We start from the raw sequence: 16,388 nt of genomic DNA, 5'->3' as shown, positions 1-16,388 counted from the left end.
TAACAAAAAGTCCATTTTGTTAGTTCTTGAATCACATAGTAGTTAATTGAATTTTCTTTTATTGGAAGAGAGTGGTATGAGTAGACTGAATTCAAATGAACCATTCAATGATAGGGGAAAATCAGCAGAAGGTAGCGACGTAAAGTTAAAAAATTGTGATAGCCGAACTACCAATATTTTAAGCTGGATATTCCTTATCAGGGTATCCAGCTTTTTAATTTATAAAGAGGAAGGGATGACAGATGGAGGATTTTAAAGCGATTATTTTTAGCGTGGGGAACGTAAAATTTGGCATAGACATTAACCGAGTGTTCTCCATTGATAGGATGGCATCTGTCACGGTTTTACCGAGATTGCCATCGTATATGAGGGGGGTTTTAGAGTTACGAGGAGAAGTAATTCCTCTTGTTGATTTACGCCAATTCTTATTAGAATATGACGATTCTGAGGAAATGAATAGTACTCGAATCATAACAGTGAAAGTAGATGAACAACCTGTTGGATTAGTAGTGGATGCGGCCACGGATGTGTTGAACATTTCCGCTCATACCATTCAAAGACCAAATCTCGATTACGAAGACATCTCGTTTATTTTGGGGGTTTCAAAGTTAAACGAAGATTTGTTAATCTTGTTGGACATTGATAAATTATTGGAAAATATAACGAATTTAAAAGAATTGCTACAAAGAATTTGATGAATAACGGGAATGAAGGGAAAGGGAAAGATGAAGGATAAAAATTATATTTTAAATATTATGGCTTTTATTGTATTTATGATTATTGGAACACTACCTATCATATTAAGTTTTTGGATTACCAATCATTTTTACGTATTTGTTATTGTTTTGTTGTTATCTATTGGTGGTTTTATGATTTTTAGAAATATCATCATAAAGCCAATTATGGAATTAACCGAGCGTTCACAGGCCGTACTTGAAGGCGATTTAACGCAAGAAGTGGCTGTGAAGGCAAAGGGGATTATTGGAATTTTGGCTACAACTATCAATGGGATGACGGAAAGTTTACGTAATTTAGCAGTAAAGATTCAAAGTGATACAAACGAAATCAAAGAAACAGCAGGGGCTTTGTCTGAAGTAGCAAATATATCAGAAACGACAACGCAAGAATTAGCAGCAAGTTTAGAACAGGCTTCTTCTAATACGCAAGAACAAAACGCAAATATCGAAGAACTTCAAGCCGCTTTTGAAGAAATGAGTGCTTCTATCGAGGAAATTGCAGCTTCAACCCAACAAGCCAGTGCGGTAGCAACCCAAGCAATAACAACCTCAGAAGACGGGGTAAATGCTGTTGAGAATGTAAGCAATCGCTTAGACTTGATTGCAGACAGTACGCAATTGTTAGAGGGGATAATTGGAAAGTTGGAGGAAGGGTCAAAACAAATCTCAGAAATGGTGGCAATGATCACGCATATGTCGGAACAAACCAATTTATTGGCTCTTAATGCAGCGATTGAAGCGGCACGAGCGGGTGAACATGGACGTGGTTTTGCTGTTGTTGCAGGAGAAGTAAGGAAATTGGCAGAAGAGAGTGGAAATGCAGCTCAAAACATTGTAAAGATTGTGACCGATAATCAAAAGGATACTCAACAAGCGGTGGATGTTATTTCAAGAATTAGAAATGAAGTTATGGGTGGTCAAGAATTAGCAACAAAGGCCAAAGAAGCATTAACTATCATTATGAACAGTACAAAAGAGATTGATGCAAATTCATCTCAGGTTGCTGCTGCTGTTGAACAGCAATCGGCGGTTATTGAAGAGATTACAAAATCGGTGGAATTTATTGCGAATAGCGCACAACAAATTGCGGCTGCGGCTCAGCAGGCGAATGCGGCAGTTGAAGAACAATCGGCAACTGCTGGTGAATTAAAAAATTCTTCTTCGCGATTAGGAATTTTAACCAAAGAATTACAAACATTGGTTGGTCACTTTATAACAAAATAAAAAAGCAAAGGCCCGCCGTTTTGGCAGGAACTTTTTTAAGCAAGTACAGTCAGTCTCATCTGGATTGTCTATTTTGTTTTGACATCATACAACAAAAATCGAGCCGCCCAGAACCGGGCGGCTTCTCTATAGGGTAATAGAATGCGTGTTATCAGGCCTCCCCACTTCTGAACCGGGATTAAATTCCTATTATTGCAAGATAAAAACGATTAAGTTATACACTATATTCATAGTGTAAAAAGGAGATACGAATGATAAAAGAATACAGAAAATGTGAAAATTGTTGGTGGGCAAAAGATGAAGGATGTATGAGAAAATTCTGCTGTTTTAATCACTTTTGGATAAACAACCCTGAGCATTTATGTTATGCATGGCGTCCAATAAATTCGGAAGAAAAACATGCGTATTTAGAAAAGTACGGTTACGAACATAAAAGAGTAGGAATCATTCCAAAACTATAGTAAGGTTAAAAATAACGGCTTCTTTTAGCCATTTCCATATTCGCTCTATTGGATTCAGGTCAGGCGAATACGGTGGCAAAAAAGTCGCCATCGTCTGCATTCACCTCTTTTTTGCTTTTATTGCACTAACGGGAATGAGCCGTCTGTGGTTCCGATTTTAGCGAAGTGGTTTGAGATAAAAGCGCCTAGTGATAGATTAAAAATCATATTCAGGATAGGTGCAATCGCCCCAAGCTCGCCTATAAACCTAAAAGCTACTATCGCAGCAAGGGCTGTATTACACAGTCCAACCTGAAACAATATAGCACGAGCATCTGGTTCACTAACCTTAAGCTTTTTGGCGATGAAATAAGCAGCCGCCATCGGAAGCACAACTTGAATGAACGTCGCAATCGCGATGAGAGGAAGCAATCGTATTTCTGAAGAAATGGCTTCCTTTCCGCTTCCTACAATCGTATGAATAATTAGCAACAGGGATACGGAAGATCCGAGTTTCGTAACAGTCTTTGAATAAGACGTAGACTGAGGAAGAACCCGTTGAATAAATAGACCAATGCTTAAGGGGAGTACAACAATAAACAGAAACGATTGTAATAAGCTAAAGATTGAAATGGTTACTTGTGTGCTGGAAATCCCCATCATCGAAAGAGGAGTAACAATAGGGCTAATAACTACATCCAGTAAAGAAGCGGCGATCACCAGTGATGCGTTTCCACCTGCCAGAAAAGTATAGATCGTTGCTGCAGTGGCGCTTGGGACCGTTCCTGATAAAATCAGACCTGCTGCAATTTCCGGTTTGGACCAGAAGAAAAGGTAGGCGAGCCCAATCGAAATAAAGACAGTAAGTGTCCACTTTAATAGGGTTGCTAAAACCAGCTCTCGCTTTTTTGTTCGAATCTCTTTAATGGCTTCTATATTCATCGATAGTCCCGTGCAAAAAATTACTACACCCAGAAGTAAGCTTGGAAACCATGGGGCAACTTTCCAATAAACGGGTGAAAGATATGTGCCAATAGCCATTAATACAATTAGCAGGGGCAACCTTCTAGAAATAAATTCATTAAGCAGCTTCATTTAAACTTCCCCTCACGGTAATCAGCGATTGCTTGTCTGATTTCCTCTTCCGTATTCATGACGAACGGTCCATATGCAACAACAGGCTCTTTAACAGGCTCGCCGGCATAGAGCAGGAGGCGAAGCTTCTCTTTAGCACGAATGGCTATTTCACTTTCTTTTGAATGATTACCAGGGCCGAGCAACAATGCCTGATTTTTCTTTCCCTCGGTTTCGTTGGTGCCGAAATATCCGCTGCCCTCAAGGATATAAATGAACCCGTTATAGCTTCCGGGAAGATCTTGAGTCACGGTAACTCCCGGCTCCAGCTGCATTTCTACCATAGTTACCGGAACGTGATTTAATGTGCTTGCGGTAACCCCAGCAGATGATCCGGAGAAGACACGAATGACGGCGCCTTCCTCATGGCGTACCGGCATATCCTTTGCGCGCAGGTTTTGATAGCGGGGCTCTATCATCTTTTTCGAACGCGGGAGATTGACCCATAATTGCAAACTATGCACGGTATTTCCGACAGCTGCCGTTTCTTTATGAATGACTCCGCGTCCGGCTGTCATCCATTGTGCGTCTCCTGGTTCTAATTGATCTTCCCCGCCATAATTATCGTAATGTTCAAGCGTCCCTTCAATGACATACGTTACCGTTTCGATGCCGCGGTGGGGATGAAAATCGAACACGCCATGCTGGAACCAGTCTTCCGCAAGAAACAAAAACGGGTCGTATTCTTTCCAATTTCCGGGCTCAAGAATCTGGCCGACTTTATGGATTGGGCTTTGTTGTTTATGATGAACCGTCCAAACACGGGCAATGTCTCTTCCTTTCATACGGAAACCTCCATTCGTTTTTCCACTAATTATATTATAGTATCTAACTATAAAATAATAAACGCATATCGTATAAATAAAGCGTTCTTTTTTTGCTTTGTTTTTTGTGATACAAAAAATGCGAAGAGAAATTGCAAATAAAAAAAAGGATGCCGATATCGTATCCCTTATAAATGAGCTTTACTCAAAACTGTTTTCTTGTGATGCAAGGCATAATAAATCACAGCGGTACAGGCAACGATTAAACCTCCAATGAAATATATCGTATGATAGTTTGTTTCCGAAGCAACAATACCGAGGACATAAGATCCTAATCCGTAGCCGGAATCAAAAAGCACGAAGTAAGTCGCCGTTGCCAGCCCTCTCCGATGACTTGGCGCCGATTTAACGGCAATCGCCTGGAAACTGGGGAGAAGTACACCATATCCCAATCCGATTAATCCGCCTGCTACTAAAAAGACAAATGGCGTTTGTGCCTGGCTTAATCCGATCATGCCCACAGTAAAGAGGAAGATACCGGGATATACGAGAGCATTCTCGCCTAATCGGTCAAATAGCTTTCCGGTAATCGGCCTTGGCAATACAATCATCGTGGCAAAAACGACGAAGAAATAGCTTGCAATCTGCTCCATTCCTAATTCTTTCGCATAAACAGAGATAAACGTTGTGATGGCTCCGTATGAAAAAGCCAAAAGGCTGCCCGATAATGATATCGGAATAGCTTTCGGTTCAATAAATGTCTTCCAACCCGATGCCTGTTCCGTCTTCTTTTCAATCGTGCGTTTCGGAATTCTAGCCATGATTGCACAAAGAAAGGATAATAAAGCGAAAATGATGCATGCCGTAAACAAAATAAAAGCACCGTAATTTGTTATAATCGTAAGGCCTACAAAAGGACCGATAACCATTGCCAAACTCATAAAAAGGCTAAAGTAGCCGATGCCTTCCCCTTTGCGATGATCAGGAATAAGGTCAAGTACAATCGTTCCCGTTGCAGTCGTGGCAATCCCGAATGCGACACCGTGAAGAAAACGCAGGGCAAGCAGAGCGGAAAAGCTGTTGATTTCTATATACAGAATAGTACAAACCATAAATAGAGCTAATGAAATAAATACGAGTTTTTTTCTATTGAGTTCATCAACCCATTTGCCAGCTAAAGGGCGAAAGAGTACGGCAGCTACGACAAAAACAGTCATGACCAGGCCAATCTGCTTTTCATCGACTCTTAACGTATCTGTGGCAAACATAGGCAGTGTAACGGCTAGGGTATAAAACGTCATAAACAAAAAAAAGCTGCTAAAACAAACAGCTAAAAAATTGCGGTTCCATAATGGTTGATTTTTCAATCTCTATCTCTCCAGTCCTTCTATTTGCATGTTTGCGGTCTCCGTTATCTTTCTCAGGATTTCTCTGAATTGAGCAATTTCATTTTTGGATAAACCGCTGAGTACAGTTTTTATCACTTCTTGTTCGATAGGGATGAGCTTCTGGTTTAATGCATTTCCTTCATCTGTTATTACAGCTAAAAATGATCTTCTATCCTCTGTGTTTGGCTTTCTTCTGGCTAATCCTTTCCGTTCTAATTGATCCAATATTCTTGTTACATTTGTTTGATCTTTTCCTACCCGTTTAGAAAGTTCTTTTTGGTTGATGCCGTCTTGTTCCGCTAATCGATTTAACACAGTCCATTGTTCCAGAGTAATGCCGTAAGGGTGGAAGTGTATCGAAAGAAGATGACTTACCTTCCGTCCGGCATTATTTAGGATAAATCCGATAGAATCATCGAGTTTCAATAACATCCCTTCTTTGAATATAATTGCTATAGCAATTATATTCATATCATTTACATGTGTCAAATGGTTTAAATTCAACAAGCATGTCATCGTGCTATCGTGGCATTGTAATACACCATGAAATCAAGCATACCGATAACGAAAACGGTATGTTACTTTTGGATAGCCATCCTCATTACTCGTAAGGCTGCGAGCGCTCTTGCCTGCAATTTTCGCAAAGATGAAGGTGTTTTTTGTCCTCCATCCCGATTGCCGATTCTTCAGATTGCCTTTCCAGATCCCCGCAAATTTCGCATACTTTAATCACGCAGATGCCTCCCCCTTTCCGGTTTAAAATGAAGCATCCAAATCTCGTGCTTCAAACCCTGATTGAGTCCGTTTAACAGCATATGGACTTTAAGCGGATCCAGGTTGCGTAAAAACTGCATGGCGACAATTCCGCTTTTCATCATAGAAGGGATGCCTGCTACCTGTACGAAATCGAAGCCTATTTTGGCCACTTCATTTTTGTTTTTGAGAAGTCCTTGCAGGATATCGAAAATCCCTGATTTATGCATCTCTTTGATAATATCAAGGAACGCCATCACTGAATTTTTGTTATCGCTCAAAACTTTTAAGATTTCCTCAACGGATGCTGCCTGCTGTTGAGCCTCGGTTGGGATTTGCCTTTTAATCTCTGAAATTGCCCTTGCCATAAGCACCCTCCTTTTTTGTCACTGTATCCGCAACAGGGACGTATCCCGGACGGCTCCATTTTTCTTCAACTTTTACGCCAACCTGCGGGACACGGTTGCCAAAGCGGTGATTCTGCCGCGGCAATGGAATTTCTCCTTCGGGTTCAAGAATCTCCAGTTGTACATCCATCTCCTTAAAGTTTGGCGTGTGGGTTACGATATCATGGTAACTGCTTGTCAAGCGATTTACAGCCTCATTATCTTTTCTTGTATTCATCGGTAGGTATAGTTCATTCCCTTTAACACGGTCCGTAATGAGGACCGGTACTTCCACCTGTCCATATGGGGACGTTAAACGTACAAGCGCGCCATCTTTTATATTGCGCTCCTGTGCCAGTTCTGGAGATATCTCCAGCCAGACAGACGGCACTTTGTGACGAATACCTTCTGACCTGTACGTCATGTTTCCTTCATGGAAATGTTCCGGTATGCGCCCGTTGTTTAAATGCAGGTCATATTCTTTTCCTGGTTTGAATGGCGGTGTCCGGTTAACCGGGAATAGTTTGGCTTTTCCGTCAGGAAAGGCGAACGTATCCGTATATAATAGAGGCGTATCTTTGCCGTCCGGTGCGACCGGCCACATCAGGCTGTTCCAGCCCTCAAGCCGCTCATAGCTTACCCCCGCAAACACGGGAGCAAGACGGGCGTCTTCTGCCATAATCTCGCTTGGATGCGTATAATTCCAATTTGCTCCCATGTGAATTCCTTCGACCATCTGGTGTTTATCATAACCCGGTTCCTTCGGCAAACTTACTCCCCATGCTTGCTCATAGCGAGCTCGTACTTTATCATCCTGTATTGGCTCATATCCCGGGAACCAGGCGGGCATTGTTCCAAAATCGCAGGCCCCCTGGACATTGTTATGTCCGCGTAATGGATACGCTCCTGTACCAGGCCGCCCATAATTACCGGTAATCAACAGCAGGTTGGATATGGCTGTGCTCGTGTCAGTCGCACCCATATGCTGAGTCACACCCATCGCCCAGAGGATACAGATTGATTTTGCTTCGTGAATCATCGTTGCTGTTTTTTTTATGAATTCCTGATCTTCCCATTACTGGTCGATAATGTATTTCGTAATTGTGGATATCCAAATAAGGTCGGTACCCGGATTCGGATGAAGAAATATATCGGCTCGCTCGGCCAGTTCATTTTTGCGTAAATCGGCCACGATGAGTTTTTGACCGTACAGCTTATGGGCGCGCTTAATGCGGGTGGCTAAAACCGGGTGGGATTCCGCCGGATTGGCGCCTATCACAATCGTCAGATCGGCCTTTGCGATATCCTGTATCGTTCCTGAATCTCCCCCGATTCCTACCGTGCGAAGCAGTCCTGCAGTGGCGGGGGACTGGCAATAACGCGAGCAGTTATCCACATTATTGCTCTGCATAATTGCGCGGGCAAACTTCTGAAAGAGATAATTTTCTTCGTTGCTGCACTTCGATGAGGCAATATAGCCAATCGAGCCAGGTCCGTATTTTTCTTTAATGCCGGACATTTTTTCCGCAATGAGAGTAAGGGCTTCATCCCAGGTTGATTCAACAAACGTATCTCCTTTTCGGATTAAAGGCTTTGTCAATCTCTCTTCGCTATTTACAAAATCCCACCCCCATTTTCCTTTTACGCATGTGGAAACGCCGTTGACCGGCGCATGCTCCTGCGGTTCAATTCTTAAAATATGCCGATCCTTTGTCCATACTTCGAAACTGCATCCTACGCCGCAATACGTGCAGATCCCGTTGTTGTTATCGCAAACCGTACAGTACAATTCATGATTTCGTAAGATACGGGACATCGCTTCTAATTGCGCTTCTTTTACTGCATTTGAATCAGTCGTAACACGCATTCCCGGTGATACATGCGTAGCACACGACCGTACCAGCTCACCGTCTACTTCGACAAGACATGTATCGCACGTTTGAATGGCACCTAACTGAGAATGATAGCAAATGTCCGGTATGTAACAATCGTGCGCTTTGGCAGCATCCAGAATATTTTGCCCGGCAATCGCCTTGCATTCCTTATTATTGATATGAAAGGAAAAGGTATCATGGCCCACGTTTACCTCCACCCCGCTTACTATGTCCATTATTTTCGCTTTTCTAAAATCGTATCTAAAGAATAGTAGCTATAATCATAAGAATTAGTTAGAGGGTTTCCTGTTAGTACATTTTTATATATAAAAACAGGATATCTTGAAAAGAGATAGGATGAGGTGTAAGGTGATATATGATAATTTTGAATATCGTTACCTTGCTATGAGTTCACCAGCTATGAAGGAGAGATACTATGGAGAATGAAACCAGGAAGCCTTCCCATTTCCATTTATTCGATTCGATTCCATTGGGGATTATATTCTTGAGTGGGGGTGACCGAATTCTTTACATGAATCGCTTTGCCTCTGAACGTTTATATTCTATGCTGGAACCGGAAGAAAAGAGATTTTCATTCTTGGGAGATGTTTTTTCATCTATTTCTGGAAAATCACCAATGGAAATGGAAGAGAATTTTCACTTCTCGATTGGAGAGGAGACGTTTTTAGCTCAGAGGTTGCCACTTTACGAGCAGGAAAACACAGAAGGCAGTGTCTTGGTCTTTCAACATATTTCGACTCTGGAGAAAACAGTCAAAGAACTTGATTTATACAAAAATTTAAGTCTGGATTTAAAAGCCATTTTCGATATCTCGTATGATGTTATTTACGTTTCGGACGGAAACGGAATTACACTCCGGGTAAGCTCGGCGTGTGAGAGGTTATGGGGGTATAAGGAAGAGGAGTTAATCGGAAAAAGCACGTATCAATTGGAGAGAGAGGGAGTTTTCTATCCATCCGTCACCCGTCTTGTGCTGGAGAGGCAGGAACAAGTTTCAATGATACAGACGACAAAGACGGGTCGTCGGTTAAAAGTTGTCGGCACTCCTATAAAGGACGAAGAGAACCGCATTATTCGCGTAGTGAATGCATCCCGGGATATTACAGAGGTAAGCCATCTTCAATCCGAAATCGAGATGTTAAAACAATTGACTGAAGGGTACCGAAAGGAAATTATGGACCTTCGCACTAAAAAAGAGTTTGACGGAGAAATGATTTATCGAAGTGAGAGGATGGAGAAGGTGATTTCTCTTGCTCAGAAAGTGGCCAAGGTGGATTCTACTGTTCTTCTAGTAGGGGAATCGGGAACAGGAAAAGAAATGATTGCTTCTTATATCCATAAATGGAGCGGGCGAAATGAGGGGCCGTTTATTACGGTTCATTGCGGCGCCATTCCCCAGACGTTTCTGGAAACGGAGCTGTTTGGCCGGGAAGACGGAAAGGAAGTGAAATTGGGTTCTATTGAAATGGCGAATGAAGGAACATTGTTTTTAGAAGAAATTGAAGAAATTCCTCTAGCTTTGCAGGTAAAGTTGCTTCGCGCCATTCAGGAAAAAAGAATAACGCGGGTCGGCGGCAAAAAGCCAATTGAAGTAAATCCAAGGGTGATTGCCGCTACGATGCATGATCTGGAAGAGAGAGTTCAATCAGGAAAGTTTAGACAAGATTTCTATTACCAACTGAATGTAGTACCAATTTCTATTCCACCTCTTCGTGAACGAAAAGAAGACATTATTCCCTTAGTTGTTCATTTCATGAAGAAATTGAATCAGAAATACGGGATGGAAAAAAAGTTTAAGCCAGAGCTTTTGAAGGTTCTACAGGAGTATGAATGGCCTGGTAACGTTCGCGAGTTGCAGAATCTTACGGAAAGGCTGCTGGTGACAGCTGAAGACGATTGGATTAGCGGAGAGTATATACCTGATTACGTATATAGAAATACGAACAATCAAAAAGCCATACAAGTAAACGCGATTATTCCTTTAAAAGAAGCGGTAGAGTTGCTGGAGAAGGAACTGTTAACATTGGCACAAAAGCAATATAAGTCTACAACGAGAATCGCTGCAGTTCTGGAAGTAAATCAATCGACGATAAGCAGAAAATTAAACAAAGTGATAAAAAAATAAAATCTATGCAATATTGCATAGATTTTATTTTTTTATGCATGAGATCTTGTTTTGGGATTTAGACATAGAAAAAAGTAAAGATATCATGTTACCTTGGGTAAAAATTATGCATAATTGCATATATTTTTAATATATCTACTATTGTTAGATTTCAAACCACTATGTTATATAAAGACAAGGGCATAGGTTTATTGGAATTTTAAGCTATCATTTTTACGGAACCGCTGCCAATTATCTAAAAATAAAAGGCTGGTGAAAAGCAACATGAATGGAAAGTATCGTTATTTGATTATGGCAATGATTGTATTTATGACCGTCGTTAATTATGTGGACCGGGGAGCGATTTCTTATGCACAGAAATCCATTATCGATGAGTTCGGATTAGATCCTAAATCATGGGGAGAGATTTTGGGCTATTTCGGCTACGGATATATGTTTGGTGCATTGTTCGGCGGTATGCTTGCCGATAAGAAGGGACCAAGATACGTTTGGTTGTTGGCGGGTACAGCTTGGTCCCTCTTCGAAATTGGAACGGCTTATGCAGGAGACATAGGGATGGCGCTGTTCGGTGGGTCCGCTTTAACAGGGTTTGCGGTATTCCGCATACTGTTTGGATTGGCTGAAGGACCAACCTTTTCAACAATTAACAAGACGATGGCAAACTGGGCTGCTCCGAAAGAAAAAGGGTTTGCTACCGCACTCGGATTGCTGGGAACTCCTCTTGGAGCCATGCTAACCGCCCCGATTGCTGTCGCACTATTATCGGTAACAGATTGGAAAACGATGTTTTTGATTCTCGGTATTATCGGATTAATCTGGGTCATTGTCTGGTCCAAAATGTTTACGGATCTTCCGGAAGATCATCCTCGGGTATCAAAGGCAGAACTGGCCGAGATTCGTTCAAAGGAGGACTTATTGGAATCGGAGACGAGTTTGGCAGAAGCCAAGCAAGTCCCTGTCCCTTGGTATCATTTTTTTAAGAATCCAACGCTTGTAATGAACGCGATAGGCTATTTCGCTTTTCAATACGTAAATTTTTTGATTTTAACGTGGACTCCGAAATATTTGCAGGATACATTTAATTTTAAGCTGGCTTCTTTGTGGTATTTGGGAATGGTTCCCTGGATTGGTGCCTGTGTTACGGTACTGCTTGGTGGAAGAATCTCTGATGCCCTTCGCCGCAAAACTGGAAATCTCCGAATTGCCAGATCCGGTTTGGCTGTAGTGTCCCTGTTTTTTACAGCCGTTTGTTTCATGTTAATTCCTGTCGTGGATAGCGTGGGAGCGGTTCTTGCGCTTATGGCTATCGGCAATGCTTTTAACTTTCTACCGAATTCTGTATATTGGACGGTTATTATTGATACCGAGCCCTCCAAAGCCGGAACCTTCGGTGGAGTTACCCACTTTTTTACGAATATTGCTACCATTGTTGCACCTACGTTAACAGGAGCGCTTGTAGCAAGCAGCGGATATAAAGCGATGTTCATTGCTGCGGCTGTAGCCTCTGCCGTCGGTATGATTGCTATGTTATTTGTAAATCCGGGAAGAACAAACAAAGTAGTCGGAGAGAAGCCGATAACATAGTAGATGTGTACAAATTCCATGGAGACTCAGGATTTTAGAGGTAAAAACGGGAGGAGAGATGGAGTATTGAATCAGGATGTTCTGAAGCTGGATATTTCAGCCTTATCAACGAAAATTCGCCACAGAGAAATATCGCCTGTAGAGATTGTGGAGCAGCTTTTGAAGCGAATTGAAAGGGTAAATCCTGCAATCAATGCATTTATAACGGTAACTTATGAAGAAGCAATGGACTCCGCCAAAAAAGCAGAATCAGAAATCGCAAATGGGAAATGGAGAGGGCCTCTTCACGGGGTCCCAATCGGGCTGAAAGATTTAATTTATACAAAGGGAATTAGAACCACCATGGGTTCGAAAATCTATGAACGTTTTGTTCCGGATTTTGACGCAACGGTTGTGCATAAATTGAAAGATGCAGGAGCTATTATTATCGGGAAGCTGAATACACATGAATTTGCCTATGGTCCTACAGGGGATGTCTCTCATTTCGGACCGGTTCGAAATCCATACGATTTAAATAAAATGTCAGGCGGCTCAAGCAGTGGTTCTGCAGCAGCCGTCGCGTCCGCTCTTTGTTTCGGCGCTCTAGGTACCGATACCGGCGGCTCAATTCGGATTCCTTCTTCAGCCTGCGGAATCGTAGGGATGAAGCCTACTTTTGGGCGGGTAAGTAAGCACGGAGTGTATCCGTTAGGATTCACGCTGGATCATGTTGGACCAATGACAAGAACGATAAGAGACAATGCCCTTCTATTAAATGTGTTAGCAGGATATGATCGGCAGGATTCATACTCGGCTCAACGTAGAGAAGAAGATTTTACACGCCATATCGGAGAAAGTGTAAGAGGGAAAGTGATAGGGGTGCCTTCGACTTTCTATTTTGACTCTCTCTCTGATGAGGTGAGAAAGCGAATGGAAGAAGCGTTGACCATCTTTCAGAGAATGGGGGCAGAGCTTGAGACGGTTGATATTCCTGCGCTTTCCCATGCTTCATGGGCGCAGTTAAAGACGCTGCAAAGTGAGGCATATGCCGTTCATGAAGAACATATAGAACAAGAAGCGGAGAATTTTCATCCGGAAGTGCTGGAGCGCCTCGTATTAAGCTCTGAAGCAAAAGGATACGAATATGTAAAAGCTCAGCAGATTCGTCAGAATATTTCAGAATCGCTTAACAAGATTTTTAAACGTGTGGATGTGTTGGCAGCCCCAACGCTTCCTATTCTGCCTCCTGAAATCGGACAGCGGGAGATTCAAGTGGAGAAACGGAAGGAGCAGGTGCGCTCTGCTTTACTGCGCCTGACGGGTCCGACCAGTTTGACTGGTCTGCCTAGCCTGTCTGTTCCATGCGGTTTTTCGGATACAGGTTTGCCGATTGGGTTGCAGTTAATCGGACGGTCTTTTGACGAAGCGGTACTATACCAGTTCGGTGCTGCTTTTGAAGATGCGGCGGGCATTTTTTCTCTAAAATGGGAGATTGAAGAAGGATAAGACAGATATAAATTGAAAAGCGGAGGGATAGGATGTACGAGCAGGACGATAGGAAAGAAACGGTGAAGCGGCAGTTCGGAAAAAACGCGGAGAAATACGTAACGAGCGCGTCGCACGCAAAGGGCAGTGATCTGGCTATGCTTGTGGAGTGGCTTGCGCCGCGACCGGATTGGGTGGCGCTTGATGTGGCCACAGGCGGAGGACATGTAGCCGGGACGCTGGCTCCTCATGTAGCGCATGTATTCTCCACCGATCTTACGCCGCAGATGCTGGCACAGGCAGCCGGGCATTTGAAGACAAAACATTCGAACATCTGGTATGTGGTGGCTGATGCGGAGGCGCTGCCGTTTCTGGACGCAACATTCGATGCGGTAACATGTCGGATTGCGCCGCACCATTTCCCGGCACCGGAGCGGTTTGTACAGGAAGTGGCCCGCGTACTCAAACCGGGTGGCCGGTTCCTGATGATCGACAATGTTGCGCCGGTGGATAAGAAACTGGCGCTGTTTATGAACAAGGTAGAAAAAATGAGAGATGAAAGCCATGTGCGCTGCCTGTCAATCGAGGAGTGGGGCGCGCTGTTTGCCGCATCGGGATTAACGGAGCGCCGTTCATCGTTCCGCAGGAAGACATACGACTTTCCAGTATGGGCGGCGCGTACGGCAAGCGATGGGCAGCAGGTCGAAAAGGTGGAGAAGCTGCTGACGGAAGCGGAAAAAGAAATAAAAGAGTACTTCTCCGTACACATGCAGGATGGAAAGGTCGTGTCGCTGCAGGTAGACGAGTGGATGGTTCTTCTGGAAAAATCGGGCGCCTGATGTCAGGCGCCTTTTTCTACATTAAACTTTTTGATATGCGCTCCATCCCATTGATAATTACTATATTATACTGTGGGTATGAAGCAGGATTGTTTGCGCTCGCGGTCCTTCTTCTATACAGGTACTATCTGGGGGGAGACGGTTTTTACGCGACATTGTATATATATCCGGTGGTTACATGCTTCGTCGTCTTTATGTTTTCATGCTTTCAAAAATCGGACAGGGAAAAACGGCACAAGATCGCTATGTGGCTTGCGCTGCTTTCTTCCTCGCTTGTTATTTTCGGAAGCCTGCTGAGCATGCAGGAAGAGGCGAAGACGCAAATGAAGTTTCTCCACTTTTCGTTCGAGTATTCACTGATTCAGCTGGTCGGTGTAATGACATCGTATGCGCTGCTGAAAAATGTAGAAATAATATGGAAATAGAAGAGGACCTGTGTCTTATACTGAACCGTTCAAAGTTCTCCCAGTGCATGATTAACATGATGAAAAACGGTGTGGAAGCGATGACGGAAGGAGGCGTTCTGACGGTGCGGGTTTTCCGCCGGGCAGAACATATCGTCATTGATATCATTGATACAGGCAAAGGAATGACCCCGGAAGAAGTCAGGCGGTTGGGCAATCCTTTCTATTCGACGAAAGAAAAGGGGACCGGCTTAGGTTTAATGGTGTGCTATCGGATTGTAGAGGCGTGGAATGGCAGAGTAGAAGTGAGAAGCGAGAAGGGAAAGGGCACTCATTTTTCTATTATTCTTCCGATGCTCGCGAGTTTTCCTTGTTTACGAATAGAAGGAAAGAAAGACGGAGCGCATTTCGTGATGCTCCGTCTTTTTGCCTGTACTTATAAAACGTGGTGGTTATGATGTTTGCTGTATGGGACGCACATCGGCGTACCGTAAATCGGGTCGTTGATAATACGGCAATCAAGATGGAAGACGGAGCGAACGAGCTGTTCCGTAATAATGTCTTCCGGTCTTCCTTCCGCATACACATTCTGATCCTGCAGTGCGACGATATGATCGGCATACCGGCAGGCGAGGTTGATGTCGTGCAGCACCATGACAATGGTGCGTTTTTCGCTGCGGTTCAAATCGGCCAGGATATCGAGCACTTCAATCTGGTGCGTCATATCCAGATAGGTGGTTGGCTCATCAAGCAACAGCGCATTTGTACCCTGGGCCAGCACCATCGCGATCCAGGCGCGCTGGCGCTGACCGCCGGACAGGGAGTCAACCGGGCGTTCCGCAAGTTCAGTCAATCGTGTTACTTCAAGCGCCCATTGGACTGTCTTTTCGTCTTCTTTCGACCATTGTTGAAGCCACGATTGATAAGGGTAGCGTCCCTGTTTAACAAGCTGCAGTACGGTCAGTCCTTCGGGAGCACCGGTCGTTTGCGGCAGAATCGCAAGACGTCGCGCCACTTCCTTGGTTGACAGCCGGGAAATGCTTTGGCCGTCCAGAATGATTGAGCCTGCAGACGGCTTTAGCAGGCGGGCCAGTGAACGAAGCAGCGTGGATTTACCGCATCCATTGCTTCCGATAAAAACGGTGATTTTTCCCTCTGGAATCGTTATATCCAGTTCCCGGATAATGGTACGGTTTCCATAAGCAAGGGTCAGCTTTTCTGCCGCTAATGTTTTCATATATCAATAACCCC

The 16,388-nt window shown here is 43.6% G+C and carries 16 protein-coding genes and 1 pseudogene; 9 read left to right on the top strand and 8 right to left on the bottom strand.

What is annotated here, in order from left to right:
* The first annotated feature begins 242 nt into the window (after window positions 1-242).
* The 3 genes from B2899_RS17645 (at window position 243) to B2899_RS17635 (ending at window position 2,422) form a co-directional block, all read left to right on the top strand.
* Window positions 243-695, top strand: a complete 453-nt coding sequence (locus B2899_RS17645) for a chemotaxis protein CheW (protein ID WP_286887466.1) — start codon at window positions 243-245, stop codon at window positions 693-695.
* Window positions 696-725: 30 nt separating this feature from the next.
* Window positions 726-1,961, top strand: a complete 1,236-nt coding sequence (locus tag B2899_RS17640) for a methyl-accepting chemotaxis protein (RefSeq protein ID WP_286887464.1) — start codon at window positions 726-728, stop codon at window positions 1,959-1,961.
* 251 nt (window positions 1,962-2,212) lie between these two features.
* Window positions 2,213-2,422: a hypothetical protein gene (locus B2899_RS17635; protein WP_170230261.1), complete on the top strand. Its 210-nt coding sequence runs from the start codon at window positions 2,213-2,215 to the stop codon at window positions 2,420-2,422.
* Here B2899_RS17635 and B2899_RS17630 read toward each other — a convergent pair.
* The 7 genes and pseudogenes from B2899_RS17630 to B2899_RS17600 form a co-directional block, all read right to left on the bottom strand.
* Complete coding sequence (locus B2899_RS17630; RefSeq protein WP_286887461.1) at window positions 2,406-2,513, bottom strand: transposase; 108 nt, start codon at window positions 2,511-2,513, stop codon at window positions 2,406-2,408. The two genes, B2899_RS17635 and B2899_RS17630, sit on opposite strands and share 17 nt — an antisense overlap.
* 26 nt (window positions 2,514-2,539) lie before the next feature.
* Entirely contained in the window at window positions 2,540-3,496 is a 957-nt protein-coding gene (locus B2899_RS17625; RefSeq protein ID WP_286887459.1) for a bile acid:sodium symporter family protein, read from the bottom strand.
* Window positions 3,493-4,320 (bottom strand): pirin family protein, encoded by an 828-nt coding sequence (locus tag B2899_RS17620; protein WP_146810396.1) that lies wholly within the window; start codon window positions 4,318-4,320, stop codon window positions 3,493-3,495. The genes B2899_RS17625 and B2899_RS17620 overlap by 4 nt, the downstream gene beginning before the upstream one ends.
* A gap of 167 nt (window positions 4,321-4,487) precedes the next feature.
* Window positions 4,488-5,666, bottom strand: a complete 1,179-nt coding sequence (locus tag B2899_RS17615; protein ID WP_286887457.1) for an MFS transporter — start codon at window positions 5,664-5,666, stop codon at window positions 4,488-4,490.
* Between the two features lie 3 nt (window positions 5,667-5,669).
* Window positions 5,670-6,113 (bottom strand): MarR family winged helix-turn-helix transcriptional regulator, encoded by a 444-nt coding sequence (locus B2899_RS17610; protein WP_146810434.1) that lies wholly within the window; start codon window positions 6,111-6,113, stop codon window positions 5,670-5,672.
* A gap of 299 nt (window positions 6,114-6,412) precedes the next feature.
* Window positions 6,413-6,808, bottom strand: coding sequence for a hypothetical protein (locus tag B2899_RS17605; RefSeq protein ID WP_146810437.1), 396 nt, complete (start codon window positions 6,806-6,808; stop codon window positions 6,413-6,415).
* Window positions 6,783-8,906, bottom strand: a pseudogene (locus tag B2899_RS17600) (molybdopterin-dependent oxidoreductase). The gene B2899_RS17605 and the pseudogene B2899_RS17600 overlap by 26 nt, the downstream one beginning before the upstream one ends.
* 230 nt (window positions 8,907-9,136) lie before the next feature.
* Here B2899_RS17600 and B2899_RS17595 point away from each other — a divergent pair.
* From B2899_RS17595 to B2899_RS17570, 6 genes are all read left to right on the top strand, one after another.
* Window positions 9,137-10,846, top strand: coding sequence for a sigma 54-interacting transcriptional regulator (locus B2899_RS17595; protein ID WP_286887454.1), 1,710 nt, complete (start codon window positions 9,137-9,139; stop codon window positions 10,844-10,846).
* Window positions 10,847-11,110: 264 nt separating this feature from the next.
* On the top strand, window positions 11,111-12,430 hold the full coding sequence (locus tag B2899_RS17590; protein ID WP_146810441.1) for an MFS transporter: 1,320 nt from the start codon (window positions 11,111-11,113) through the stop codon (window positions 12,428-12,430).
* Between the two features lie 66 nt (window positions 12,431-12,496).
* On the top strand, window positions 12,497-13,915 hold the full coding sequence (locus B2899_RS17585) for an amidase (protein WP_286887452.1): 1,419 nt from the start codon (window positions 12,497-12,499) through the stop codon (window positions 13,913-13,915).
* A gap of 32 nt (window positions 13,916-13,947) precedes the next feature.
* Entirely contained in the window at window positions 13,948-14,733 is a 786-nt protein-coding gene (locus B2899_RS17580) for a class I SAM-dependent methyltransferase (RefSeq protein WP_286887450.1), read from the top strand.
* Entirely contained in the window at window positions 14,700-15,158 is a 459-nt protein-coding gene (locus B2899_RS17575; RefSeq protein ID WP_286887447.1) for a LytS/YhcK type 5TM receptor domain-containing protein, read from the top strand. The genes B2899_RS17580 and B2899_RS17575 overlap by 34 nt, the downstream gene beginning before the upstream one ends.
* Window positions 15,149-15,595: an ATP-binding protein gene (locus B2899_RS17570; RefSeq protein WP_170230268.1), complete on the top strand. Its 447-nt coding sequence runs from the start codon at window positions 15,149-15,151 to the stop codon at window positions 15,593-15,595. Before B2899_RS17575 ends, B2899_RS17570 begins: the two co-directional genes overlap by 10 nt.
* On the opposite strand, the gene B2899_RS17565 is transcribed toward B2899_RS17570, so the two are convergent.
* The gene (locus tag B2899_RS17565) at window positions 15,574-16,374 is read right to left on the bottom strand and encodes an ABC transporter ATP-binding protein (RefSeq protein ID WP_146810450.1); all 801 of its coding nucleotides are present in this window, start codon (window positions 16,372-16,374) and stop codon (window positions 15,574-15,576) included. The two genes, B2899_RS17570 and B2899_RS17565, sit on opposite strands and share 22 nt — an antisense overlap.
* Window positions 16,375-16,388: the final 14 nt, after the last annotated feature.

Origin of the sequence: Aneurinibacillus sp. UBA3580, assembly GCF_002375825.1 — a bacterium.
Classification (GTDB): domain Bacteria; phylum Bacillota; class Bacilli; order Aneurinibacillales; family Aneurinibacillaceae; genus Aneurinibacillus; species Aneurinibacillus danicus.
The sequence above is the reverse complement of the archived record's forward strand: the minus strand, read 5'-3'. Positions and strand labels throughout refer to the sequence as shown.